This is a genomic window from Bacillus cereus, assembly GCF_025917685.1.
Lineage (GTDB): Bacteria > Bacillota > Bacilli > Bacillales > Bacillaceae_G > Bacillus_A > Bacillus_A cereus_AT.
In genome coordinates this window covers 462,117-487,497 of sequence record NZ_CP089518.1, presented here as the reverse complement: position 1 = coordinate 487,497, position 25,381 = coordinate 462,117, and the positions used below count along the sequence as shown (strand labels likewise).

Sequence of the window (25,381 nt, the reverse complement as noted above, 5' to 3'; positions counted from 1 at the left end):
CTTCTTTGCTCCAGCCGAATTTTGAGGTGGGAGTTTTACTGCCCGTTAATGCGGGATAAACTTTCTAATTCGGTTGTATTTGTCTTTTCAATAAGTTCTACTTTACTTCTTTTATTTTTGGTAGCACGATAAAACAGTAAACAAACTATCATAAATGGAATACCACAATACAATGCCATTCTTTGTTCTGGAATAAAAGCCATAGCTACAATTACTGTTAAATTTAATACTAAAGCAAGCAGTGGTACGAATGGATACAATGGCGTTTTAAATTTCAAGTCTTTAATATCCCCACCTTGCTTCACGTATGTCCTTCTAGCTAATAGATTAGATAGAGCGATTGATGCCCAAACTAATATCGCTCCGAACCCTGCAATTGAAAGAAGCCATAAATAAACTGTATCTTCCGCATAAATACCTGATAGTAATGAGAGACACCCTACAATCGTGCTTACAATCAATGCATAAATAGGAACACCGTTTTTAGATAACTTACTAAAAATCGGGCTAATCATTCCTTGCTTAGACATCGACCATAGCATACGGGAAGTTGCATATAATCCTGAATTCGCAACTGATAGTACCGCTGTAATAATAACGAAATTTATAATATCAGCCGCATAAGGAATACCAATTTTATCAAATACAACTACGAATGGACTTTCTATCACGCCTGCTTGCTGCCAAGGAAATAGTCCCGCAAGAATAAAAATAGATAGTACAAAGAAAACAAGTATGCGCCAAACCGTATTATTAATTGCCTTCGGGATCGTTTTCTCTGGATTTTCACTCTCACCAGCTGCAATACCAACTAGTTCTGTTCCTTGGAAGGAAAAGTTAACTGCAATCATCGTAATTAAAATTGCTGATAATCCATTTGGGAACAATCCACCATAATCAGTAAAGCTAGAAAACATCGGTGCTGGTTCATTTCCTTTCATATCTAGAAAACCAAACATTGCTGCCCCGCCCAAAATAATAAATGCAATGATTGTAATTACTTTAATACTTGCAAACCAGAATTCAACTTCCGCAAAACTTCTTGAAGATAACGCATTAATACCAAAGAGCAACACTGCAAACACTACACACCAAATCCATGACGGTACATCAGGAAACCATCGTTTCATCAAAATACTAACTGCAATTAATTCAATACCTATCGTAGCGGACCAGTTTAGCCACGACATCCATCCGACTACATAACCTGCTGCAGGAGAAATGTGCTTTGTAGCATATGTTTGATAAGATCCTGCATCAGGCATCGCAACCGTTAACTCTCCTAGACAGAGCATCGTTAAATACATAACAAACCCACCAACAAGATACGCTACAATTGCTCCTCCAGGTCCAGCTTCATGAATTGTATAACCCGATCCTAAAAAAAGTCCTGTACCAATAACTCCCCCGAGTGCAATCATAAATATGTGCCGACTTTTCAATTCCCTTTTTAATCCTTGGTTTTGATCCATCATATAACTCCCCCCTTTTCACTTTGCAAACCCATTTAATGTAAGCGCTTTTAAGATTCTTCATAGTAAAAATAATTATTAAAAAGTGCAAAATACATATTACTTCTATTAATCACTTCCTGTTATTAATAGATCATCCCTCACTGTTATTAATAGTTTTTGATCAGCGATAGCTTCTCCTTCTACCACTTCTAATGATTCAATATAACCACTGATTCCCACTTTAATTTCCACTTGCTGCTTATCTTTTGTTTCAATTAACGCTAATTTCTCCCACTCATATACGTAAGAACTTTCAGTAACAAATAATTTCTCTACTTTCCCGTAACAAGGACTATACACGCCTTCTATAACCGTCTTCACTTTATAAATTCCTCCTCTTAATTAATTTGCACTGAAATGTCGTATACCCTATGAAAAATTCTAATCCACCCACTCCTTCAATTTAAAGATTTCAACTACTATTCATGCAAAATACGTACCAACCTCAACACCTATGTAAAATTAGGATTTCTTACGAAAAAAATCTGCATAACCGCAAAATTTTTCTATCATTTGAAAAGTTTTAAGGGAAAATAGCAAAAAATTTTTGCGATTTTATAAGAATTTTAATAAAATTATAAAAAGTCAGTCTTCATAGGGTATAACGAGGAGAAGATAATACATGTATACAGAAGAAATCAATTTTAAAAAGATTATTGAAATGAATATGCTATACGAAACTTTACTCAATGAACTAGATATTGGGATTCATATTATTAATGAGGAAAGTAAAACGATTATCTATAACCGCAAAATGATGGAAATTGAATCAATGGACCGCTTAGATGTGCTATATAAAAATCCTTTAGAAGTATTTGCATTTGAAGAAAATAAAAGTAGTACTCTTATAGAGGCATTAAAGCTTGGAAAAACAAACAAAAATATAAAACAAACGTATTTTAACAATAAAGGGCAAGAAATTACGACGATTAATGATACTTTTCCTATAATAGAAAATGGAAAAATTAAAGGTGCTATTGAAATTTCCAAAGAGATAAGCTATTTAAAGCAAACAATGAAAACGAGCCTTTCTCGAAAACAAAATACTAAGTTTACCTTTGATCACATAATCGGTGATTCTAGTGCTATTCAATCGGTCATTACAGAAGCAAAGAGGGTAATTCGTACCTCCTCATCCATACTTCTCGTAGGAGAAACAGGGACCGGTAAAGAACTATTTGCACAAAGTATCCATAATGAAAGTCAGCGTTCAACAAAACCATTTATTTCACAAAACTGTGCCGCTATACCTGATACACTCATGGAAAGCTTATTATTTGGTACGAACCGAGGTGCTTTTACAGGAGCTATCGATAAAGCTGGTTTATTTGAAGAAGCAAACGGAGGAACTTTATTATTAGATGAGATCAATTCATTAAGTCCAGCACTTCAAGCGAAGTTATTACGAGCTATACAAGAAAAAACAATAAGAAGAATCGGAGGCACACAAGAAAAAGAAATTGATGTTCGTATTATAGCAACTATTAATGAAGATCCTCTTGAAGCTATTACGCACAATCGCTTAAGGGAAGACTTATATTATCGATTAAGCGTCGTTACTTTATGTCTTCCACCTTTACGTGAAAGAAAAGAAGATATTTCAGCTCTTATTCAGCACTTTATCGAAAAGTATAACACTCAATTTGGGCTCAGCGTAACGGATATAGATGTACATGTAAGAGAATTCTTTTATGCACACGATTGGCCCGGAAACGTACGAGAATTGGAACATATAATAGAAGGTTCAATGAACTTAATAGAAGATGAAAATGTCATTACAGCGTTTCATCTTCCCACTCGCTTTCGCGAACGAATAAAAAAAGAATTCCATATACAACCTTCCCTAACTAGTCAGACTGCTGATACACCTAAAACTTTAAAGCGCACAATAGAAGAAATGGAAAAGAACTACATCAATCAAATCCTTAAAGAGAATCATGGTAATATCTCACAAGCTGCAAAGTTTTTAGGATTAAGTAGGCAAAACTTACAATATCGAATTAAAAAATTGCATTTACACATATGAAATGAATATTTCACCAGGTGCAAAAAAATGGAAATTGATGTTATGATAAACATATAACATGCTAGAAGGGGGCGATATATATGAGTAATAATAACAAGTTAAAGCTATTACAATATTTATACTTTTTCCCTGCCATGCTATGTATGATGTTATTTATTAATACTGATATGAGTAGTTTTCCTTATGCAAAACTTTTAGGAACAATTAGCGGCTCCTTTGCAGCTATTATGCTTGCTGCTTTTTGGAATTTGAAGTTGCGTATGAAGAGAGAGAAATCTTCTTAACGCCAAAACATAAAAAAATCGAGCCTTATCAGCTCGATTTTTTTACTTATTATTAAAATTCAACATTCTCCAAATACAAACCACTCGCCTCAGCAAGGCAATTAATTTGATTGCGCTGTTTTTCCTCCAAAATGTTTGGAATTGCTTCAGCATCTAATTGTCCTAATCCAACTTCAATTAATGCCCCAACAATTTTTCGCACCATGTTATGAAGGAATCCATTACCACTTACTCTAATTTGTACAAATCCTGCCTCTTCTATCACATCAAGTGTATACACTTCACGAACCATAGACTTTTTCTTAGATTTTGCATTCGAAAAAGCAGTAAAGTCATGTGAACCAACTAAATGTTTCGCCGCTTCTTTCATACTTTCCACATTTAATTGTTTATTCACGTGCATGCTGTGTTTACGCATAAATGGGTTCGTATGCTCTTCATTCCAAATTTTATAAAGATATGTTTTTGCTTTAGAATTGTAACGAGCATGGAAACGATCTGATACTTCTTCTACACTCGTAATACTAATATCATTTGGTAAGTATTGATTTAAATACTTTTTCACTTTATGTTCCACTAACTTTTCATCACTTTTAAAATTAGCTACTTGATTCAAAGCATGTACACCCGCATCTGTTCTACTACAGCCGATAATTTCAATTTCTTTCCCGACCATTTCAGATATTACGCTTTCGATTTTCCCTTGAATCGTATTATCGTTATTACCAAGACGTTGCCACCCTTTATAACGCGCACCGTCATACTGAATCGTTAATTTATAATTGTGCATAGTATTCTCCTTCATAGAAAATATTCCCTCATACCATGAGGGAATATGAATAAACTTTACTTTCTAACAAGCTTCACTACATTTTCTACATGAGCTGTATGTGGGAACATATCAACTGGTTGCACATACTCCACTTCATAACTCTGCATTAATGCATTTACATCACGTGCTAGCGATGACGGGTTACAAGACACATAAACAACTTGTTTCGGTTTCACTTTTAAAATCGTTTCAAGTAATTTATCATCGCAACCTGTACGCGGTGGATCGACAACAATGACATCTGGACGCCAGCCTTCTTTTACCCACTTTGGTAACCATTGTTCCGCTTTTCCAGCTTCATATTTTGTGTTTGTAAATCCGTGGCGTTTTGCATTTTTCTTTGCATCTTCAATCGCTTCTGGAATTACATCCATACCACGTACTTCCGCTGCATCATTCGCAAGCCAAAGTCCAATCGTACCAACACCACAATAAGCATCTACAATTTTCTCATTGCCTGTTAAAGCAGCTGCTTTTTTCGCTTCATCGTATAAAACAACCGTCTGTTCTGGATTCAACTGGAAGAATGCACGCGCTGATAATTCAAATGATAAATCACCAAGTGTTTCTTGAATTACGTCTTTTCCAGCTAATTTAAATGTTTTATCACCGAAAATAACAGATGTTTTACGCCAGTTCACGTTTTGCATAATTGATTTCACACTTGGCATCTGCTTTTGTACTTCTGTGATAAACTGCTCTTTATTTGGTAATTCTTCTTTTGTTGTAATAAGTGTGACTTGTACTTCCCCTGTTTGAACTGCAGTACGTGTCACAATTGTACGTACTAAACCTTTTTGTTTTTTCTCATTGTAAATAGAAACATTTAATTTTTCTAATATACGTCTTACGACTTTTGTCGCTTCATTCGTTGCTTTATGTTGAATCATACAATGAGAAATATCAATTAACTGATGTGAGTTTTGTTTATATAATCCTGTAATAACCTTTTCATCTTTACGTCCCACTTGTAATTGACTTTTATTACGATAATGCCATGGATTTTCCATTCCAAGCGTTGGACGAATTTTCTCTTCTAGACTGTTATTCATATACTTCTCGAATGCTTGTACAACGATATCACGCTTTTGATTTAATTGTTCTTTATAATCTAAATGTTGCAATTGACAGCCACCACATTCCTCATATACTGAGCACGGTGCTTTCACACGATGTGGTGACGATTTACGAACTTTTTTCACTTTTGCTTCAGCGAAGCCACGCTGAATTTTCGTTGCTTCAGCAACAACTTCTTCTCCTGGTAATGCCCCTGGAATGAATACAACTTGTCTCTTAAAATAACCAACGCCTTCTCCGTTAATCCCAAGACGTTTAATTGTCACAGGAAACGTTTGACCAACTTCCAACTTACTCTCTTGTTGTTTTTGTATCATTATTACACCTCTACTCTATACTTTTCCATAAATATAACGCTGCATAACTGCAGTATGGTTCACACTCTTGTTTCACGTTTTCTAAAAATGCATCATCCGGTTTATCATCTAATTGAAATATACCTTGCACTGCGCGCTGAATTCCGATGTCTGCTTTTGGAAACATATTTTTCCGTCCAAGCCCAAACATTAAAAAGTTTTGCACTGTCCATGCACCAATCCCCCTAATTGGTAACAATTGTGCCGAAACCTCTTCTTCCGCCCTGGTTTCTATACTCGCTAAATCTAATTTACCGTCTACAATATGTTTTGCCAATCCTACTATATATTCAGCCTTCCGCTGACTAAACTTCTGCTCTCTCAATTCTTCTATTGAAATATTTGCTACTATTTCCGGAGTGGGGAAAAAGAATACACCGTTCTTCTCTATTCCATATCGTTTTACAAATTGTTCTGTTAACACAGTAGCAAATTTCAAATTTATTTGTTGATGAATGATACAGCGAAGTAAACATGCAAAATAATCGAATTCTAAAATAATTGGAGTATAGGCATACATTTCAAATAGTGGACGTAATGATGTGTTTGAAAAATGATTTTGTATATCTTGAAACGAATCATTCCAATGAAAGATGGACCTCATTCGTTTCATTACTTTCTCTGGATCTCCTGTCTGACTAGAAATCCAAAACTGTGGATTTTGAACAGTACCAATCCCTTGCAAACGAACAACAATCTGTTCTTCGTCTATAAAAAGCGGGACATAAATTACTTTCTCGTCTAATTGAATGACGTTTAACGGATCGAAAGATAAACGCTTTAGTACTTCCTCAAAATGGTACGGATATTCTAACGTAACATGTTCGCTCCACATACGTTTCCCCATCCTTTTTACACATCATTATAGCATGAGAAAACCGCAAGCATACATGCTTACGGTTGATTGCTGTTTACTAAATCATCTAGGCTTTTAAAATGATACCCTTTCTCGCGCAAATCATCAATGATTTTCGCAAGTGCTTCCGCATTATCTTTTGATATCGCATGAAGTAACAAAACAGATCCTGGGTGAATCATAGTCATTACATTATTATGAGCGTATTGCCATCCTCTTTGCTGATCTACTTTCCAATCAAGGAATGCAAGCGACCAAAACACGTTATAGTATCCCATTTCTTTCGTAAGAGCTAGCGTTCTTTCACTAAACACCCCTCGCGGAGGACGTACATATTTCACTTCTTTTTGCCCAGTTACTTTTTTAATTTCTTCCGTTACACTCGTTAATTCTTCACGAAGTTTTGCGTCATTTACCGTTGTAAAATCAGGGTGACTCCAAGAATGATTACCGATAATATGTCCTTCATTTTTCATTCTTAATAATAAATCTTTTTGTGTTTTTATATAATGTCCCGTCACAAAGAAAGTTGCTGGTACTTTTTTCTCCTTCAGTACATCTAAAATCTTCCCTGTATATCCATTTTCGTATCCATTATCGAATGTTAAATAAATATCTTTTTTCTTCGTATCGCCTAAGTAAAACCCACCATTTTTTTGTAGTAATTCTGTATATAATTTCCCTGCATCTGGCACCGTTTCATTTTTAGGGCGTGGGATTCCCCAGTTATGTGGTGTATTCGTATAAGCAAATGTTGAAACTGGAACAAGTGCCATCATAATTGAAAAAATGAGACCTATATATAACCATTTATATTTCATAAATAGTCTCCTTTCCATATATAATCGTACCTGTAGTTTCTGTTTTCGTTCTTCCTTTCATGCTGAACATGTTTTTCTATATATACCAAAAAAATACACCTCGAATGATTCGAGGTGTATTTCTCTTTACTTAAATACAGGTTCTTTAAAGCTCGCCAATTTTTCAAGTGATGTTTTATCAACATCAGCATGTAGGCTTTTCCCATGAGAATCCATCGTTACAACTGCTTTAAAACCATCGATACGTAAATGCCACATTGCTTCCGGGATACCGAATTGTAAGAAATCAACATCTTTCACTTCTTTAATACATTCAGCATAATATTGTGCTGCACCACCAATTGCATTTAAGTACACACCACCGTGTTCTTCTAAAGCAGCTAATGTTTTAGCACCCATACCACCCTTACCAATTACAGCACGAATACCGAACTTTTTCATAATATCGCCTTGATATGGCTCTTCACGGATACTTGTCGTTGGACCTGCCGCTTTAATTTGCCAATTATCATTTTCATCTTTCACTACAACTGGACCACAGTGATAAATAATTTGTCCATTTAAATCTACTGGACAATCATTATCCATTAAATGTTTATGAATCGCATCACGTCCGGTATACATCATGCCGTTAATTGTAACAACATCACCAACACGAAGTTCACGAATTTGCTCTTCTGTAATTGGAGCTTGTAATACGATTTCACGCTGCTCTGATTGTTCTTGTGCAGCTTCTTGCTGAAGTGTGTCTTCACCTTCTTGGTATAACCAATCCATAATTTCTCCTGTTTCAGGATGGATTTTTACACCAAGGCGGCGATATGCCCAACAATTATAGGCAACAGATACATAGAAGCTAGCTGGCAGGCGATTATATACGCCAATTTTACAACCAAGTAAAGTTGTCTCTCCGCCGAATCCCATCGTACCAATGCCAAGTTTATTCGCATTTTCTAATACGTACTCTTCAAGTTTTTGTAACTCTGGTACTGGATTGACATCATCTAATGTGCGGAATAATTGATTTTTTGCTAATTCGTAACCTGATGTGCGGTCTCCCCCGATACCGACGCCGATTACACCTGCACTACACCCTTGGCCTTGTGCTTGATATACTGCATGAAGAAGGCATTTACGAATTCCTTCTAAATCACGACCTGCACGTCCAAGCCCTTCTAATTCACACGGTAAACTATATTGAATATTTTTATTCTCACAGCCGCCGCCCTTTAAAATTAAACGTGCATCAATGTAATCTTTTTCCCATTGCTCAAACTTAATAACTGGTGTTCCCGGTCCTAAATTGTTTCCACTATTATCTCCAAAAAGAGAATCAACAGAGTTAGGGCGAAGTTTACCATCTTTTGTCGCCCGCTCAAGCGCACTATAGATAGCTTCCTTCAGTTTTAATTGATTCACACCAACTGGTGTATAAATTTTAAACGTTGGCATCCCTGTATCTTGGCAAATTGGCGAGATATTATCATCTGCCATTTTAATGTTATTCGTAATTGTGCCAAGTGCCATCGCTGAACGAGTCCCTGCGTTTTCTCGCTCTTTCGCTTGTTGAATCGCACGACGAACATCTTTCGGTAAGTTCGTTGACGTTTCAACAACTAGTTGATACATGCTTTCTTGAAGCTTTTCCATTGTTACTTCCCCCTCAATTGTGAACGCTACCAAAACGTTATGAGATGAAAATTCCATTGTTATGCTCTTCAGCTTTTTATTTATCACGCTATTAAAGTATAAATGAAATTTTTCACAACTTGATTATACCTTTTTTTCTATATTCCTTCTATTATCCGTACAGAAAAAGGCTACCAATTTTGTATTGGCAGCCTTTTTAATATATTATTCGTCTTTTTTAAATTGCTCACATTTTAATTCTAATTCATCTAACATCGCAAGAAGACGATCTACATCTTCTAACTCTACTTCTTCAGGTTCAATTGTATCAATTACTTCAATGAACATATTTAAACGCTCTTTTAAATATACTAATTGTGTATCTTTATCTTGAATTGCTTTTCCCATGAAGGCACTCTCCTTTTAATTCGAGTTGCTTTTATTATACCGCAAAAATGATTGCTATGGGCATGAAATTTCATCAATTTTGTCACGGTCATCCGCTATAATGTAAGCCCTCTCTCTTTTTCCGCTAAAAAGTTTCACTTTATAAAAAGTACATATTCTTCTATTATAGAGAATGGACAAATTGTTATTTCAATAGTCAAAGGAGTATTTCATATGACGATATCACAAAAAATGAAGCCGATTACTCCTTCTTACGATCCATGGGAAGCGTATATGGACCTTGAAGAGTACGGCAAACTACTATTAACAAACGTTGAGTTTACAACGACAACGTTATGCAATATGCGTTGCGAGCATTGTGCTGTTGGTTACACATTACAGCCGAAAGATCCAAATCCGCTTCCGATGGAGCTTTTATTAAAACGATTAGATGAGATTCCTCATTTACGTTCTTTAAGTATTACTGGCGGAGAACCTATGCTTTCAAAGAAATCCGTCGACAACTATGTAACACCACTCTTAAAATACGCTCATGAACGAGGCGTTCGCACTCAAATCAACTCAAACTTAACTATAGATTTAGCACGTTATGAACAAATTATTCCCTACTTAGATGTATTGCACATTTCACATAACTGGGGAACAATTGATGACTTTGTTGAAGGCGGATTTGCAATGATGGAGCGTAAACCTACTTATGAACAACGCGCAAAATTATTCGAAAGAATGATTACAAATAGTAAAGCTCTATCAAATGCAGGTGTACTCGTATCAGCAGAAACAATGTTAAACAAAAGAACCCTACCACATATGGAACATATTCATCGTCAAATTGTCGAAGAAATGGGATGTAAGCGTCATGAAGTTCATCCGATGTATCCGAGTGACTTCGCGAGCAATTTAGAAATTTTAACGAAAGCTGAAATTCGTGATGCAATTGAGCATTTACTAGAAATTCGCGATGAAAATGTATGGATGTTATTCGGAACATTACCTTTCTATGCTTGCAGTGATGATGAGCGAGACATCGCTACATTTAAAAAATTACAAGAAAGCAAAAATGTAACAGTTCGTAATGACCCCGATGGCCGTTCTCGTTTAAACGTAAATATTTTCGATGGAAATATTATTGTGACCGACTTTGGTGATGTTCCACTTCTAGGAAACATACAAACAAACACATTACAAGAAGCGTATGAAAAATGGAGCGCTTCAAAAACAGCAAAATCATTAAGCTGTCACTGTCCTGCAGTAAAATGTCTTGGACCAAATGTTCTTGTAAAAAACAGCTACTATCCGACAGAAGATTTCTTATCAAAAACAGCAAATATTACATTATAAATAGAAACGTCAGCTTATAAGCTGACGTTTTTCATATTATTGCGAATGCGATGAAGAAATAAATTTAAAAAACAAATGATCATGAATTGGAATAGCTGCCCCAATTCCTTGAGATGTAATATTTTTCACGACAAGCCTTTTTTGATTCCCTTTTAACACAAGGTAGACTTCGCCAAATGTTACTTTTCCTTTTTCATTTACTGCTGGTGTATAAGCGTATAAATATCCAAGTTGACTCGGACTAATATTATATACACGCTCATGTCCTGTACCATAACCAATTGTCGTTTTAAATGAAAGTGGCAATTGTACTTTTTCAAGCGCTTTTAAAAGCATCATTTTTTTCACATCTGCAGCATCTTTCATATCTGCTGTTAAATCACCTTCGATTGTCTTTTGGGTTTCTTGTTTATAGCGAAGTGGGTATAAGCGATCCCCCCCGCGATTGTCATATACATTTCGATTCACTTGCTTATATTCCCAGTTAATCGATGTATCTATTGATTCATAATTTAATGCCCATTGACCTAAATAAATTTTTGCTCGGTATCCTACTGCAAGTGGCGCATTCGAAATTGTTGTTTCATTAAACATTCGAATTAAATCAGGGTTTTCAATTTTGATATTTGCTGTTTTCAATAGTTCTTGCGCAAACTTACTTGGCTGTAAACGCGGTAAATCTTGTGCGTCATTTGGAAATGTATTATCTTTTGAAATATTTAAAACAGATGAAGGCATTTTTACTTCTACCGTTGTCTTTGCAAAACTACTGTTAGGAAATAATAAAATAAACGAGACCATGGTTGAAAGACATATGCTGTATACTCGTTTCACCTGTCTGGCTCCTTCCTACATAAAGGTATATATGCTACTTTGTTTATTGTTTTCTCTGGGCACAATTGTTATGCCTATTTTTCATAATAAATAAAAACCAATTCCCATAATGACATACGCTGCTAATAAAGTGCCTCCTTCAAACCAGTTTGTATCTCCATCATTTGAAATCGCAATCGTTAAGAAAACGGCTGTAATCATGGACACGAGTTCTGGTATTGTAAATACTAAAGGCATCCTTTGTGCAAAGGACATGGATAGTAGTACTAATACAGGAGCAACAAACATCGCGATTTGTAATGTAGAACCTACTGCAATTTCTACTGCGATATTCACTTTATTTTTATACGCCATAATAATCGCAGATGCATGTTCTGCTGCATTACCAACAATTGCAACGATAATAACCCCGATAAATAACTCCGACCAGCCAAACGACTTTGCGACCGTTTCAAAAGTATGTACGAGAGCCTCTGACACATAAGCAACTGCAAGTGTTGCTATCGCTAAAATGAGTAACGCTTTACCTCTGGACCACTCTGGCTCTTCCTCATGTGCTACTTCATCACTTTTATGTTGATATACACCACGGTGCGTAACTAACTTAAATAACAATGCAGCAAGGTACATAAGAATCATGATAATAGAAACACCAATACTTAATTGATACGTCTTTCCAGCATCCATCTTCATTGAAAAAATCTCTGGAATAACAAAGGCTACAACAACAGCAAATATTAATAAAGCTGAATTATGCCTTGCATCATAAACATTAAAGCTTTGTCTTTTATATTTAAGGCCTCCTATAAAGAAGGATAGCCCTCCTACTAATAGTAAGTTTCCAAGTACAGAACCAGTTAAAGATGCTAGCACTACTTCAATTAATCCTGCCTGAAGTGCGAAAATTGAAATGATAAGTTCAACGGCATTACCGAACGTTGCATTTAATAATCCACCTATCCGAGGTCCAGAGACAATTGCTAAACTTTCTGTTGCTCTCCCCATAAACCCCGCTAATGCGATAATCGTAATGCAATATACAGCAAACATAATTGTTTGAGGCCAATGCATTGTTTTCCCGAGTACAGAAAGTGGTACACCTATAAGCGCTACTATAAGAAATATTTTATTAAACATGCTTTCCATCCTTCCATCGTATGTATTTCTCCTCATCATTAATATTATTCTTCTCCTAACTTGTCCGATTTCATCACAATTGTGTTTAAAAAATCAGATTGAAGAAAACAGTATGAAAGATATTTAAATTATCTTGTTTAAACGGAGAAAATTATAAATTATGAAAAGGGGTTAAAAATATGCACTTAAAAGAAAAAATCGCAACTATTATTCAAGGTCAACGTACTGGCGTATTATCTACTGTACGTAACGATAAGCCACATGGTGCCTTTATGATGTTTTTCCACGAAGATTTTGTACTATATGTTGCAACAGATCGAAATTCAAAAAAGATAACAGATATCGAAAAGAATCCAAATGTACATGTACTACTTGGGCGAGAGGGAAAGAAATTAGATGAAGATTACATTGAAGTTGAAGGTATAGCTTCCATTGAAGAAGATCAAACGTTAAAAAACAAGTTTTGGACTAATAGCTTAAAACGCTGGTTACTCGGTGCGGAAGATCCTAATTATGTACTAATTAAAATCAATCCCGACACAATTTATTACATCGATGGTGCTGGTACGACCGAGCCCGAGTTTTTACGACTATAAAATAAAAACAAGCCCCCTTAGGTGGGCTTGTTTTGTCGAAAGGTTCTTCTGAAAAAAACAATAAAATAGGTGGAACTTTCTAAAGATTCTGTTATATAATAGCAGTAACTTAAATAAACTGTATTAAAACAGATTGAGAGGAGAAATAAAAATTGATGAAAAGAGAAGAACGAAAAAACATGATTGAGTTTATTGAAAAGAAAAAAGGGATTGAACGTGACGAATTATTATTTATGACGGATGATGAAGTAGAGCATATTTATAATGTAACGTACTTTTTATATGAAGAAATAGCAGAGTAGTATAATACCCCCCCACCTTATTAAAAATATAAAGTGGGGGGTTGTTTCGTTTTTATACATGAGAATGATTTTCATGTATAATAATGTAAGATTGGAGGAATTTCACTATGAGTTCATGGCTATTATTCGCACTATTATCAGCAATTGCTGCCGCCCTCGTATCTATTTTTGGAAAGATTGGCTTAGATGGAATCGATGCTAACGTTGCAACAACTATTCGATCTATTATTATGGCATTATTTATGGTAGGGGTTATTATTATACAAGGTAAATTTCAAAATATCGGTGATGTCCTCCTAAATAAAAAAGCACTGCTATTTATCACATTAAGTGGAATCGCTGGTGCTTCGTCATGGCTATTTTATTTTCTTGCACTAAAAACAGGAAAAGTCTCACAAGTAGCACCTATCGATAAATTAAGTGTAGTATTTTCCATTATTCTCGCAATGATTATATTGGGGGAAAAGTTAAACTTTATGACTGGTATTGGTGTAGTCTTTATTACAGCTGGTGTATTATTTGTTGCTTTCAGCTAAAAAACCGCTATTATTAGCGGTTTTTTCTTTTCCTTATGTAAATCCACACAATCAATGTTACAATTGCCGAAATAAATAAAATCCACATTCCATAATGATGTAAACTATACTCAACGAAGCGCCACTTCTCTCCTAGTTTCCAACCTAGGCCAATAAAAACACTTATCCAAATTAGTGCACCACCGTAAGCATACAGACAAAAACGCCACCATGTTAAATTCGAAACCCCAGCAAAATATGCTGTTAGGTGACGTACTCCCGGTATAAAGTAGCCAATCATTAAAAGAAACGGACCGTATTTTTCAAATAAGATATGTGTTTTTTCAATATGATGTTCTTTAATTCTAATTTTCGGACCGTATTTTTTTAAAACAGGGAGCCCGAGTTTTAAACCTAAGATGTAACTTAATGTAATACCAATCATCGCACCTGCCATTCCACTTAAAAATGCAGCTGTTCCTGACATAACTCCTTTTGAAATATTATAACCGATAAAAGTCAATAAAAACTCATCCGGTATCGGTAATCCAACAATCCCACCAGCTAAAGCTATAATAATTCCAAAATACCCATAATGTGCGATTAACTCGCCAACATGTTGTTCCATTCGGAAGACACATCCTATGCACGATCGTTATTCCATATTGTGCCCGTTCTATCTTTAAGGCAAACATGGTATACATATTCAATATACAGTGTTTTTATATTGAACTCTACTTCTATTCATTCCTTTAACAGAGATAAGGTAAAACTTTAATCCGTAGGGTTTTGTCCATCTCCACTGATTATTAGCCCACAGCAATCGGGCTTTTACGGACAGCCCGCAAATAGCAGGATTAAAAAATAAAAATTCATAGGCTTATTTTTTTGTTACAATAAAGGAAAGTTACTTTTTGCAACGGTTTAACTCTCAGGAAAAATGATATATCTAGCAAAAACATAGTTTGGTCTATATGATGCAACTTCTACCTATTAGAGTAACACGCACCCTTTTACATACAACATCATTTTTCTAAATTATACAGGGGGAACGAACATGACCATTGAAAAACAATTTATCCAAAAGATTTACTATAAAACATTTTTAACAGAAGACCCTTCCATCCCGGTAACGGAAGTACTCGGTGAAGCATATATAAATGAATCGAAAAATGAATTCTCCAATATATCTAATATTCGCTTTGCACAAGGTGAAGTTTATTTTCAAACTAAAGACTTTGAAGCCGCTATATTCAAATGGGAGAAAGTAAATAATGAACTTGCTCTCTGGGCCATGAAGAATATTGCAGATGCTTATTTCGAATTAGATTTCTTACCAAAAGCAGAAGAAATTTATACATCTATCCAAACAGAAGATACAACTCTTACGATGGAAGTTTCCCTACAACTTCTTTCTCTTTATATCGAGCAAAATCGTTTAGGTCTAGCATTTAAGACGATTAGTGAAGCTGTTGCGTTTCAACCGAACTATCCAAATATTACTGCAATCGCTCGATCATTCTATGAAAAACAAGAAGATTGGAATAATGCTATTGAACTCGCTGTTCAAGAAGGAATTCGAACAAAATCATTACACTGGTTTGATACTTTAATCAATTATGTAAACAGAGGCTTTACCAACAAAATAAAACCTGAGTATTTCTATGAATCTTTAAAAGCCTTATACGCTATTGATCAAGTTCAGTTTAAAGAACTTGTTATTTCACTTTGGAATAGCTATGAAAATGAATCATTCCATCTACCTTGGATTCAAACAATAAATCACTTATTCTTACATATTGAAGTAGATGCTAATGACGATTGGAATGAAATTTCTACTCGCTATCAAGAGACGTACTTCGAATTGATTACTGGACAACATTTCATGCACGAATTACAAGGACTTGTACCAGATTTATTAACAAATTGGTTTAGTTTAACAAAAGCGGAAGATTCTTTACTTGTCTCCGCAGCAGTATTAGCATGGAATGAAGTTTCACCGACAACCCTAGAATCATTACTTGTAAAAAGTGCAGGTGCCTTACTCTCAAATGCATCAGCTCATTCAAATGTTGATATGGCTGACGTATCAACATTATTTGAAACGATTGCTGTATGGGCTGAGAAGAATGATGTAGATTTAGGTCATCAATTCACACTACTTGTTCGTGAGTTATACGATTTAAACGTTGCACAACTTCTAGTAGCAGGAGCTAGCGATTATGATAAATCAGCCTTTATTAACTCTATACTAGGCGAAAATATATTAAATGAGACTATAACAACTGCAATTACATTTAAAGATGATAGTCAAACTGAAATAACTGAGCTTACAGAGCTAGATATACGAAATATACCAAACTTTGACGAACTTCATAACATACTGGCGGTACCTTCTCAGTCAGAACTAGAAAAAAAATGTATTGAAGTTAAATTACCAAGTAGATTTTTACGAAAAAATAAGTTTTCATTCCTTGTCACACCTACTATGCATGGACAACTTGACAAAAACAGCTCTCATTTCGAATACTTACAGGCAGCAGATAGTCTCATCTATGTACTAAATTCAGCTTCACCATTACATGATGAAGAGCTCAATACATTACTATATATTCGTGAGCAAGTACCTAATTTACAGATTCAATTCATCTTACAAACAATTGATACGAATACTAGCGAAAACATCACGAACAACATTAAAAAGAAAATACTCGTACATTTCCCTGAAGCACAATTGTTCCCTTATTCTCCTTCCCAAGAGAGTAGTGAACAGCTAGGTAATGTAACAGACTCTATTCTTTCTAACCTTACTCAGCGTAACGTGGAAAAAGAACGCATTGAAAAATTATTATGGTTTATCCAAAAAACAATTGCATACCTTTTAAATGAACGTGTGGAATTAGAAAATACGTTAGTGAAATCAGTCCGCTGGAATAAGCATATTTTAGTGAAACTTGATGGTTTTATTAATAATCTTACTGCCATCCAAAAAGATAAAATTCGTTCTATTACAGAATCTTATCTTTTAACGAAAGAAGAGATTACGCGGGATATACATTCTCAAATCCCTGAATTGTTGCAGAGTTGCTCTGATCTCGTTCAAGAAGATAGTGATTTCAAATTAGTCCATGAAGAACTAAATGTAGCAATGAATGAAAGAATTCAAAAGCATGTACAGCAAGTGCTTCTTCCTAAGTTTACTCAGTCTATTCAAGAGTGGATTGAAACTGCTCATAATGAATTCATCCAAGCTCAGGCTTATTTAGATGAAATGGGCGATACCTTTAATAAACTCTATGAGGAAGAGCGTATTAAACTTCCTTGCGATTTCAAATTACTAGATGACTGGGATAGAGATGTTGCAAGAATGACGAACAGAATTACAGTGGCTAACATCAATATTTTATTACGCTTTACACCAACACAATTTTTCTTAAAAAGTGCAGGGAAATTATTCGGTAATATGCAAAAAAACCAATCTATGCTATCAAATAAATATAAACAATATATTGAAACAGAAGATTATACAGAAGTTGCTCAGATGATTTCAAAACAATTCTTCCTTCAATTTGAAGTATTTGAAGGTGCGCTAGAACGTGATATCATGATGTTCTTTAAAGACCCTCTTAGCATATTGAAACAAACTGTAGAAGCGGCCCAACTTGAAATACAAGAAGATGAGCAAACATTAACAAAGCTAAGAACCAATCCAGAAACTTATCATGATCCTTTAACACTATTTAAATTGCAATTGTTACAAAAAAAATTCATGTTAAATATTGAAACTATCGCTTCACAAGAAACAATAAAGTGAAACTTTAATCAGTGGGGTTTTTGTTCATCCCCCACTGATTATTAGCCCGCATCAATCGGGCGTTTATGGGCAGTGGATGCGGGATAAATACAACATCAACTGTTTAAACAAGAAAAACCAAGCAACTAATTCGCTTGGTTTTTCTTATTTTTAATTTACAATTTTCACATGTTCAAATGGATAATATATCGCCATGAGCTTTCCTAATACTTCTGTTCTATCAATGAGCCCTAAGCCGTTCCTACTATCCCTACTAACTAAACGATTATCTCCCATCACAAAAATTTTATTTTTAGGAATTGTAATCGGTCCAAAATCTTCAGTTAAATTGATAAGTAATTTTTCTGCCTGTTTTTTATTATTATTTAAATACTCTTCGTTTTTCACTTGATGATTAACATATAATTGATCATTCTTCATCTCAATTACATCTCCTGGCAATCCAATAACTCTCTTCACGTAAAAATTATCTGTCTTCACGACAATAATATCCTCTCTCTCATAACTTTCAAATTTCTTGGCAAGTTTATTAATGATTACTTTATCTCCATCTTGTAACGTCGGCCTCATCGATGCTCCTTTTACAGTCGTAGGAAAAAACAAAAAGATTTTTGCCAAAAACACTAATAAACATGCTATTGCAATTATTTCAAAGAATTCACGCAAACGTTTTTTCTTTTGCATCATTCCACCATCTCATCATCTTTTTATTTTTATTATAAGTACTCCGACCGATTAATTTCCACAAAATTCTGAATTACAACATTAGAATATTACAAATATAAAAATAATAACTCTCATAAATTTGCTATTTTTATATACTATATCCCCTATCTACCAAGCGGGACTTTTTCTATTAAATTCATGCTTAGAAAATATAAAGTACTACATAAATCAAACAGAAAAATATAGTAGCATAGTAATAAAAAAGATACTCTCAAAATAGCCTATCTACTATTTTTGAGAGTATCTTTTTATAATCCTACATATACAATACACATCTGCGCTGCGACATATGTAAACCAAATCCAAAGTGGTTCATACTTCAGTTTGCGCCCCCCGATATCTGTAACACCGATAATAAAATCAGAAATCACGAACAATAAACCACCAAGTGCTGGCACCCACCATATTCCTGTATTCTCGTAATATAAGGCGAATGCAAAACAAGCCATTCCTCCGACCCACAAACCGTAAATTAGAGCCCCTATCGTAAATAATTTATCCTGTTTTTCATTTCGGATAAAAAAGAACCATCCTATAATTAAAAAGAGTCCGTATACGAGTAAACCAATCCAAAAACCATTCCATGAAATACCTGTTTGTAAAAATGCTTTCACATAGAAGCAATGTGCAAGAGCGAAAGTAACCATTCCTCCAATTAATCGATGACCAATTGGAATCAATCCTGCCATAAATAAATCTCCTATAGTTGATAAAGTCATACCAAGTGCAACCCATGTACTGTATTCTACCGACGGATCTTGTAACCATATCCAAATTGCACTACCAGTTAAAGAAAAACTCAGAATAAGACGAACCACTAACGGCAACGGCATATTATTTCTCGTTCTTTTCGTCTGTCCTATTGCATAAATTGCTCCCATTAAAAAAAGAATAATTTGCCCGACTAACACAATGTAAAGTACATTCATAATATGTTCTCCTCAATAAATGCTTTTTCTATCTTTTTTTCGTTACATATAGCACGTTTTCCTTTTTCTATGTAAAAAAAAGAAGAACAGTGCTGTTCTTCCATTTTAATCGTTTTTCTGTTCTCTATGCTACCTGTTTTTCTTGCTCAATTTTCTGTTTAGCCGGAGCACGATTTACTACAATAATTCCCGCTGCAACACATGCTAATCCAAATAGTACAAAGGAATGAATTGCTTCACCTAAAATTAGACTGGATAGTAACACACCAAACACTGGTATAAAGAACATATACATCGAAACTTTTCCTACTTTGTTATACTTCATAATTGTATTCCATATACAAAATCCCGCTGCCGATAAGAACGATAAATATATGAGCATAAGTATTGCATGTAGGTTAAATGTAAATGGTATTACTCCAACTTGAAATGCCCCTATACATAGTAACCCAATTGATCCAAAAATCATTTGGTATGCTGTCATATACCCAATATCTAACGTTTTACTACCTTCTTTTGCTAGTATATTTCCATACGAATACATCATTGCTGCCCCAAGAAGTAATAAGCTACCTATTCCAAAGTGGAATGATAAGCTTCCATCACTCGGTACATTCACCAAAATCACACCACAAAAACCGATAGATACCCCAATTACTTTTCTCATATTTAGAGCATCATCTTTATATAAAAAGTGCGCGAGTAAAATTTGAAAGAATGATGATGTTCCTGAAATAATCGCTCCTTCAATTCCTGAACTGTAACTCATTCCAATATAAAAACATATATATTGAAGAAAAGTTTGGAACAAACCAATTTGAACTAACTGCTTCCCTGTTCCCTTTTTGAACTGCATATCTTTTCCTAACGCTTTAAAAAATAATAAGAGCATTGCACCAGATAAGAAAAAGCGATAACCCGCAAATAATATTTGTTCTCCGACTTCTTGTGGCTGAATTCCAAGTTCAACATAGCTTAATTTAATAAAGGGAAATGCGCTTCCCCATAAAAAGGTTGCTACTATTGCAGCAATAAATACGCCAATCGGATGGGTGAAAAATTTCTCTGTCTTCAACTTGCTGTCTTCCTTTCCGATCTTTTTATGAACAATATTCATATATACCAAAGGAAGTGCAAAAACACAAGTTTTCCGTTTATAATAGAAACAAAAACATATCATCTCATAAAAACATATGCTATACTGTAGAATAATTACAACTTAATAACTATTAAAATCAGTTTCAACAGAAATGCTGCTATCCGTTACGGATGGCAGCTTTCGTCGTTTTATAGGGGTTTCGATTTTGATTCTTTTTCTCAATAAGAATTCGGAAGGAGCGAGTATTAATGAACTCAGAAGTAAAAACATTACAAGAAAAAAAAGATATTCCCAATCCCTCTTTATGGGACACATTAAAGAAACATTATGAACTTATATTTGCAATCGCATCTGGTATTTTCATTTTAGCTGGTTGGTTATTCACAAAAAATGAGGCAATAAGTGCAGGTATTACTTTCTATATCCTTGCTTATATAGTTGGAGGATTTGCAAAAGCGAAAGAAGGTATCGAAGACACAATTGAAGAGAAAGAGCTAAATGTTGAAATGCTCATGCTCTTTGCAGCTATCGGTGCTGCAATTATTGGCTACTGGGCAGAGGGTGCTATTTTAATCTTCATCTTTGCATTAAGTGGAGCAATGGAATCTTATACATTAAGTAAAAGCCAAAAAGAAATTTCAGCGCTTCTTGATCTACAACCGGAAGAAGCATTACGTATTTCCAACGGAACTGAGGAACGTATTCCCGTTGGACAATTAGAAATTAACGATATTATTTTAATTAAGCCAGGTGAGCGTGTTCCTGCTGATGGCACAATTCATAATGGTGAAACAAATATTGATGAAGCAGCTATTACAGGAGAACCTATTCCGAATGAGAAAAAATTCGGCGATGAAGTATTTGCCGGCACTGTAAATTTACGTGGTGCTATCGAAGTTAAAATTACGAAACCGAGCGATCAAACATTATTCCAAAAGATTATTCGTCTCGTTCAAAGTGCACAAAGCGAAAAATCACCATCACAACTATTCATCGAAAAATTTGAAGGAACATACGTAAAAGGTGTACTACTCGTTGTTGCGCTTATGATGTTCGTCCCTCATTTCTTACTTGATTGGAGCTGGAATGAAACGTTTTATCGCGCTATGATCTTACTTGTAGTCGCTTCTCCTTGTGCGCTAGTTGCAGCCATTACACCAGCAACTTTATCAGCAATTTCAAACGGAGCGAGAAATGGTATTCTCTTTAAAGGTGGTATTCATTTAGAACGTCTAGCTTCAGTAAAGGCGATTGCCTTTGATAAAACAGGAACATTAACACAAGGAAAACCTACTGTAACAGATGTATATGTTCGAGAAGGCATAGCAGAAAGTGAAGTACTTTCTATTACAGCAGCGATTGAAAGTCACTCTACACATCCTTTAGCAGAAGCAATTGTTAAATATGCAAAACATGCTTACGACATTACGATAAAAAAACCAGAAAACGTTGAAGATGTAACTGGTTTTGGATTAAAAGGAATATTAGAAAACAACGCTTATAAAATTGGTAAAGCTGATTTTATCGGAGAAGAAACAAAAACATTTCATAATGGCATTTCTACCTCACTTGAAAAAGAGGGAAAAACTGTCGTTTATATTAGTGATGAGGATGGTATTCTTGGACTGATCGCTTTAAAAGATACCCTTCGCCAAGAAACAATAGCCGCTATTCGTGATTTGCAAAGCATTGGTGTAGAAGCAATCATGATTACTGGTGATAATGAAGAAACAGCAAAAGCAATTGCCAATGAAAGTAATATAAAAGAATATTACGCATCATGTTTACCAGAAACGAAAGTTGAAACGATAAAGCAGTTAAAAGAAAAGTACGGTACAGTAGCAATGGTCGGAGACGGTATAAATGACGCACCTGCGCTCGCTACTGCTAGTATTGGTGTGGCAATGGGTGAAGGAACAGATGTAGCATTAGAGACTGCAGACGTTGTTCTCATGAAGAACGAATTATCTCGTCTCTCTCAAGCAATCCGTTTATCAAAACGAATGAACCGTATTGTGAAGCAAAATGTAATCTTTTCGCTAGCTGTAATTGCAATGCTGATTTGTTCAAACTTCTTGCAATTTTTAGCTCTTCCATTCGGTGTTATTGGGCATGAAGGAAGTACGATTCTTGTCATTTTGAATGGCTTACGATTATTAAAAGGAAACAAATAAAAACGGGTCCCTCATAGAGGACCCGTTTTTTTCTAATGGTAGCTATTATGCCCGTTCGCACTACTACTCGTTTTATGCTTTGGATGCGAACTGCTCTTTTGTTTATTGTTATTTTTATTGTTGTGATTCTTTTTATTATTACTCATGAAATATCCCCCCTGTTCCCTTTTATTATGGAACAAGAGCTCACTTTTCATTACGGGAATTATTGTCACCCGTTCTATAATGATGGAGTAAGCCATTAATTTCACCGCCAAGTAAAATTACCCACCCAGTCAAGTAAAACCATAACATTAAAATAATAATACCACCGAGACCACCATATGTATTTGCGTAATTCGCAAACTTATCTACATAATAAGCAAATGAGTACGATACCACAATCCATCCTACAGTAGCAAATGTTGCTCCTGAAATGACTTCTCTTCTTTTTAACTTTCGATCTGGTGCAAATGTATATAAAAAACTAAACAATGCGAATAAAACGAAGAAACTCGCTACTAACCGCGTAATACTCCACACGTAAGAAAAACTATCTGATAAACCGAGCGCTTTAAACACCGCTGCTCCAATAACTTGTCCGAATACCGGGACAATTAAAGCAAAGACAATCATAAAAATAATAGCTAATGTAAACACAATTGATAACGCTCTTGTTTTAATAAAAGATCGTGTTTCGTTCACATCATAGGCGCGGTTAAAAGCGTTCATAACCGCATTCACCCCGTTTGAAGCAAACCATAACATCGATAGTAAACCGAATGATAATAAACCACCATTTTGCTGATTTACAACTTTATCTACGTTTACTTCAATTAAGTTCATCGCATCATCTGGTACATAAACCTCTAATAAACTAAGCACATCCTCTGTTTGAATGGGAATAAATCCAAGAAGCGTAATTAAGAAAACGAGCCCAGGAAAAATTGCAAGCAAGAAGAAATAAGCGAGCTGTGCTGCCAAGCCCGCTACATCATCGCGCATTGTCCGGTCATATAAATCTTTTCCAAACGAATAAGTGCGATTTCTTCTCACCTTTTCTAAAATTTTTCTCATATATGTTTAAACGCTTTTCTTCTCTTCTTTATCTTGCTTTAACTCAATGTACGCTTCAGTTTTTTTTTCCTCTGCATTTGAGTCTTTCATAAATAATTCACGCGCTTCTTTCATACCGCCATCTTCAGCAACTACCGGCTCTTCTTCTGCTTTAAGCTCATCTACCTTCGGAGATACAGCTTGAATTTCAATCGTTTCTGGCTTTTCTTCTCGCTCAACTTTTCTCTTACTAAAAATTTCTTTCGTTTCTTTTAACGTTTCTACAACAGACGGCGTCAATTTTTTAATTTCTGCTACTTTCGCTTTCACTACATTGAAATCAGCAAGCTCGCGTCCTTTATCTGTAACAGTTTGCACTTTTTCTTTGATTTTCGCATTTTCACCAATTTCAATCATCTTTGTTTTTGCTTTTTCTGCCGTATTTTTTACTTTTTCACGGTTTTCTTTCTTTAACATAGATACAGCTACACCTGCAGCTACACCAATCGCAATATTTCGAGCAATATTATTTTTCTTTGCCATATTCCTTCACCCTTTCATTTCTTATGTTAGAAAGTATTTCTTTCTAAGCTTCCTCATATTCCTTGTTCATTTCGAATGAAAGCTAATAGCTTTGCACACCCTTCTGTTACAAGGTCATACACTTCTTGGAAGTTCCCTGTAAAGTAAGGGTCAGGAACGCCTGTCCAGCCACCGTCTGGAACAAAATCGGACAGCATACCAATATAGCCTCCAGTTTTACCTAAACTTTTTAAATCTGCTATATTCTTGTTGTCCATGGCAATAATATAATCAAACTTTGTTAAGTCTTCTTTTTCTACTTGCCTTGCTTTAATTCCTTCAAAAGCGACTTCATTTTCTTTTAAAATTTTTTGTGTTCCTTTATGTGGTGGATGACCAATATGCCAATCTCCAGTTCCTGCAGAATCAATGACAATTTTCTCTTCGAGTCCCTCTTTTACGACAAAATCTCGAAAAATCGCTTCTGCCATTGGAGAACGGCAAATGTTCCCAAGACAAACAAACAAACAATACTTGGACCATATTTTTGTTTC

General features: G+C 35.0%; 25 protein-coding genes. 8 read left to right on the top strand and 17 right to left on the bottom strand.

Annotated elements, in window-relative coordinates; translation table 11 throughout:
• Positions 1–35: 35 nt before the first annotated feature.
• Positions 36–1,475, bottom strand: a complete 1,440-nt coding sequence (locus LUS72_RS02475) for an amino acid permease (protein ID WP_097828904.1) — start codon at positions 1,473–1,475, stop codon at positions 36–38.
• Between the two features lie 105 nt (positions 1,476–1,580).
• A complete protein-coding gene (locus tag LUS72_RS02470; RefSeq protein ID WP_071745373.1) occupies positions 1,581–1,835 on the bottom strand; it encodes a biotin/lipoyl-containing protein in 255 nt (84 codons plus the stop codon).
• 301 nt (positions 1,836–2,136) lie between these two features.
• Between LUS72_RS02470 and LUS72_RS02465 the strand changes: the two genes are divergently transcribed.
• On the top strand, positions 2,137–3,540 hold the full coding sequence (locus LUS72_RS02465) for a sigma-54 interaction domain-containing protein (RefSeq protein WP_264448578.1): 1,404 nt from the start codon (positions 2,137–2,139) through the stop codon (positions 3,538–3,540).
• Positions 3,541–3,620: 80 nt separating this feature from the next.
• A complete protein-coding gene (locus LUS72_RS02460) occupies positions 3,621–3,824 on the top strand; it encodes a hypothetical protein (RefSeq protein WP_097828906.1) in 204 nt (67 codons plus the stop codon).
• Positions 3,825–3,876: 52 nt separating this feature from the next.
• On the opposite strand, the gene truA is transcribed toward LUS72_RS02460, so the two are convergent.
• From truA to LUS72_RS02430, 6 genes are all read right to left on the bottom strand, one after another.
• The gene (truA, locus tag LUS72_RS02455) at positions 3,877–4,614 is read right to left on the bottom strand and encodes a tRNA pseudouridine(38-40) synthase TruA (protein WP_097828907.1); all 738 of its coding nucleotides are present in this window, start codon (positions 4,612–4,614) and stop codon (positions 3,877–3,879) included.
• 56 nt (positions 4,615–4,670) lie between these two features.
• Positions 4,671–6,050 (bottom strand): 23S rRNA (uracil(1939)-C(5))-methyltransferase RlmD, encoded by a 1,380-nt coding sequence (gene rlmD / locus LUS72_RS02450; RefSeq protein WP_097828908.1) that lies wholly within the window; start codon positions 6,048–6,050, stop codon positions 4,671–4,673.
• A 10-nt stretch (positions 6,051–6,060) separates the two neighbouring features.
• The gene (locus tag LUS72_RS02445; RefSeq protein WP_097828909.1) at positions 6,061–6,924 is read right to left on the bottom strand and encodes a DNA-3-methyladenine glycosylase family protein; all 864 of its coding nucleotides are present in this window, start codon (positions 6,922–6,924) and stop codon (positions 6,061–6,063) included.
• A 59-nt stretch (positions 6,925–6,983) separates the two neighbouring features.
• Positions 6,984–7,766 carry a delta-lactam-biosynthetic de-N-acetylase gene (gene pdaA, locus LUS72_RS02440; RefSeq protein WP_097828910.1) on the bottom strand — a complete coding sequence of 261 codons (783 nt, stop codon included), beginning with the start codon at positions 7,764–7,766 and terminating at the stop codon, positions 6,984–6,986.
• A gap of 126 nt (positions 7,767–7,892) precedes the next feature.
• Positions 7,893–9,416: a class I fumarate hydratase gene (fumA, locus tag LUS72_RS02435; RefSeq protein WP_097828911.1), complete on the bottom strand. Its 1,524-nt coding sequence runs from the start codon at positions 9,414–9,416 to the stop codon at positions 7,893–7,895.
• 204 nt (positions 9,417–9,620) lie between these two features.
• On the bottom strand, positions 9,621–9,803 hold the full coding sequence (locus LUS72_RS02430; RefSeq protein WP_000513558.1) for an SE1561 family protein: 183 nt from the start codon (positions 9,801–9,803) through the stop codon (positions 9,621–9,623).
• A 213-nt stretch (positions 9,804–10,016) separates the two neighbouring features.
• Between LUS72_RS02430 and yfkAB the strand changes: the two genes are divergently transcribed.
• The gene (gene yfkAB, locus LUS72_RS02425; protein ID WP_097828912.1) at positions 10,017–11,144 is read left to right on the top strand and encodes a radical SAM/CxCxxxxC motif protein YfkAB; all 1,128 of its coding nucleotides are present in this window, start codon (positions 10,017–10,019) and stop codon (positions 11,142–11,144) included.
• 36 nt (positions 11,145–11,180) lie between these two features.
• On the opposite strand, the gene LUS72_RS02420 is transcribed toward yfkAB, so the two are convergent.
• A complete protein-coding gene (locus tag LUS72_RS02420) occupies positions 11,181–11,978 on the bottom strand; it encodes a YfkD famly protein (protein ID WP_002094746.1) in 798 nt (265 codons plus the stop codon).
• Between the two features lie 81 nt (positions 11,979–12,059).
• The gene (gene cax / locus LUS72_RS02415; RefSeq protein ID WP_141533323.1) at positions 12,060–13,115 is read right to left on the bottom strand and encodes a calcium/proton exchanger; all 1,056 of its coding nucleotides are present in this window, start codon (positions 13,113–13,115) and stop codon (positions 12,060–12,062) included.
• Between the two features lie 179 nt (positions 13,116–13,294).
• Here cax and LUS72_RS02410 point away from each other — a divergent pair, with 179 nt between their 5' ends.
• From LUS72_RS02410 to LUS72_RS02400, 3 genes are all read left to right on the top strand, one after another.
• Positions 13,295–13,711: a pyridoxamine 5'-phosphate oxidase family protein gene (locus LUS72_RS02410; protein ID WP_002151666.1), complete on the top strand. Its 417-nt coding sequence runs from the start codon at positions 13,295–13,297 to the stop codon at positions 13,709–13,711.
• A gap of 155 nt (positions 13,712–13,866) precedes the next feature.
• The gene (locus tag LUS72_RS02405) at positions 13,867–14,013 is read left to right on the top strand and encodes a BH0509 family protein (RefSeq protein WP_000817786.1); all 147 of its coding nucleotides are present in this window, start codon (positions 13,867–13,869) and stop codon (positions 14,011–14,013) included.
• Positions 14,014–14,120: 107 nt separating this feature from the next.
• On the top strand, positions 14,121–14,549 hold the full coding sequence (locus tag LUS72_RS02400; RefSeq protein ID WP_002091176.1) for an EamA family transporter: 429 nt from the start codon (positions 14,121–14,123) through the stop codon (positions 14,547–14,549).
• A 13-nt stretch (positions 14,550–14,562) separates the two neighbouring features.
• Here the strand turns inward: LUS72_RS02400 and LUS72_RS02395 are convergent, their stop codons facing one another.
• The gene (locus LUS72_RS02395; protein WP_097828913.1) at positions 14,563–15,156 is read right to left on the bottom strand and encodes a DedA family protein; all 594 of its coding nucleotides are present in this window, start codon (positions 15,154–15,156) and stop codon (positions 14,563–14,565) included.
• A 429-nt stretch (positions 15,157–15,585) separates the two neighbouring features.
• On the opposite strand from LUS72_RS02395, the gene LUS72_RS02390 reads away from it, so the two are divergent.
• The gene (locus LUS72_RS02390; RefSeq protein WP_264448575.1) at positions 15,586–18,342 is read left to right on the top strand and encodes a tetratricopeptide repeat protein; all 2,757 of its coding nucleotides are present in this window, start codon (positions 15,586–15,588) and stop codon (positions 18,340–18,342) included.
• 150 nt (positions 18,343–18,492) lie between these two features.
• Here LUS72_RS02390 and lepB read toward each other — a convergent pair whose 3' ends face one another.
• From lepB to LUS72_RS02375, 3 genes are all read right to left on the bottom strand, one after another.
• Entirely contained in the window at positions 18,493–19,029 is a 537-nt protein-coding gene (gene lepB / locus LUS72_RS02385; protein WP_097828915.1) for a signal peptidase I, read from the bottom strand.
• Positions 19,030–19,316: 287 nt separating this feature from the next.
• Positions 19,317–19,997, bottom strand: a complete 681-nt coding sequence (locus LUS72_RS02380; protein ID WP_097828916.1) for a lysoplasmalogenase — start codon at positions 19,995–19,997, stop codon at positions 19,317–19,319.
• A gap of 124 nt (positions 19,998–20,121) precedes the next feature.
• Positions 20,122–21,072, bottom strand: a complete 951-nt coding sequence (locus tag LUS72_RS02375) for a DMT family transporter (RefSeq protein ID WP_097828917.1) — start codon at positions 21,070–21,072, stop codon at positions 20,122–20,124.
• Between the two features lie 272 nt (positions 21,073–21,344).
• Between LUS72_RS02375 and LUS72_RS02370 the strand changes: the two genes are divergently transcribed.
• Entirely contained in the window at positions 21,345–23,270 is a 1,926-nt protein-coding gene (locus LUS72_RS02370; protein WP_097828918.1) for a heavy metal translocating P-type ATPase, read from the top strand.
• A gap of 186 nt (positions 23,271–23,456) precedes the next feature.
• Here the strand turns inward: LUS72_RS02370 and LUS72_RS02365 are convergent, their stop codons facing one another.
• The 3 genes from LUS72_RS02365 to LUS72_RS02355 are packed head-to-tail and all read right to left on the bottom strand — an operon-like array spanning position 23,457 to position 25,318.
• Positions 23,457–24,326, bottom strand: coding sequence for a YihY/virulence factor BrkB family protein (locus LUS72_RS02365; protein WP_097828920.1), 870 nt, complete (start codon positions 24,324–24,326; stop codon positions 23,457–23,459).
• 6 nt (positions 24,327–24,332) lie between these two features.
• Complete coding sequence (locus tag LUS72_RS02360; protein ID WP_002010240.1) at positions 24,333–24,848, bottom strand: DUF4075 domain-containing protein; 516 nt, start codon at positions 24,846–24,848, stop codon at positions 24,333–24,335.
• A 53-nt stretch (positions 24,849–24,901) separates the two neighbouring features.
• Entirely contained in the window at positions 24,902–25,318 is a 417-nt protein-coding gene (locus LUS72_RS02355) for a low molecular weight protein-tyrosine-phosphatase (RefSeq protein WP_264448574.1), read from the bottom strand.
• Positions 25,319–25,381 lie beyond the last annotated feature (63 nt).

Coding starts and splice junctions, on each gene's coding strand:
- LUS72_RS02395 (WP_097828913.1), bottom strand. CDS start 15,156: ATGGAACAACATGTTGGCGAGTTAATCGCACATTATGGGTATTTTGGA.
- LUS72_RS02365 (WP_097828920.1), bottom strand. CDS start 24,326: ATGAGAAAAATTTTAGAAAAGGTGAGAAGAAATCGCACTTATTCGTTT.
- LUS72_RS02410 (WP_002151666.1), top strand. CDS start 13,295: ATGCACTTAAAAGAAAAAATCGCAACTATTATTCAAGGTCAACGTACT.
- truA (WP_097828907.1), bottom strand. CDS start 4,614: ATGCACAATTATAAATTAACGATTCAGTATGACGGTGCGCGTTATAAA.
- yfkAB (WP_097828912.1), top strand. CDS start 10,017: ATGACGATATCACAAAAAATGAAGCCGATTACTCCTTCTTACGATCCA.
- LUS72_RS02460 (WP_097828906.1), top strand. CDS start 3,621: ATGAGTAATAATAACAAGTTAAAGCTATTACAATATTTATACTTTTTC.
- pdaA (WP_097828910.1), bottom strand. CDS start 7,766: ATGAAATATAAATGGTTATATATAGGTCTCATTTTTTCAATTATGATG.
- LUS72_RS02445 (WP_097828909.1), bottom strand. CDS start 6,924: ATGTGGAGCGAACATGTTACGTTAGAATATCCGTACCATTTTGAGGAA.
- LUS72_RS02360 (WP_002010240.1), bottom strand. CDS start 24,848: ATGGCAAAGAAAAATAATATTGCTCGAAATATTGCGATTGGTGTAGCT.
- LUS72_RS02465 (WP_264448578.1), top strand. CDS start 2,137: ATGTATACAGAAGAAATCAATTTTAAAAAGATTATTGAAATGAATATG.
- LUS72_RS02380 (WP_097828916.1), bottom strand. CDS start 19,997: ATGAATGTACTTTACATTGTGTTAGTCGGGCAAATTATTCTTTTTTTA.
- LUS72_RS02390 (WP_264448575.1), top strand. CDS start 15,586: ATGACCATTGAAAAACAATTTATCCAAAAGATTTACTATAAAACATTT.
- LUS72_RS02405 (WP_000817786.1), top strand. CDS start 13,867: ATGAAAAGAGAAGAACGAAAAAACATGATTGAGTTTATTGAAAAGAAA.
- LUS72_RS02430 (WP_000513558.1), bottom strand. CDS start 9,803: ATGGGAAAAGCAATTCAAGATAAAGATACACAATTAGTATATTTAAAA.
- LUS72_RS02475 (WP_097828904.1), bottom strand. CDS start 1,475: ATGATGGATCAAAACCAAGGATTAAAAAGGGAATTGAAAAGTCGGCAC.
- LUS72_RS02400 (WP_002091176.1), top strand. CDS start 14,121: ATGAGTTCATGGCTATTATTCGCACTATTATCAGCAATTGCTGCCGCC.
- fumA (WP_097828911.1), bottom strand. CDS start 9,416: ATGGAAAAGCTTCAAGAAAGCATGTATCAACTAGTTGTTGAAACGTCA.
- rlmD (WP_097828908.1), bottom strand. CDS start 6,050: ATGATACAAAAACAACAAGAGAGTAAGTTGGAAGTTGGTCAAACGTTT.
- cax (WP_141533323.1), bottom strand. CDS start 13,115: ATGTTTAATAAAATATTTCTTATAGTAGCGCTTATAGGTGTACCACTT.
- lepB (WP_097828915.1), bottom strand. CDS start 19,029: ATGATGCAAAAGAAAAAACGTTTGCGTGAATTCTTTGAAATAATTGCA.
- LUS72_RS02370 (WP_097828918.1), top strand. CDS start 21,345: ATGAACTCAGAAGTAAAAACATTACAAGAAAAAAAAGATATTCCCAAT.
- LUS72_RS02355 (WP_264448574.1), bottom strand. CDS start 25,318: ATGGCAGAAGCGATTTTTCGAGATTTTGTCGTAAAAGAGGGACTCGAA.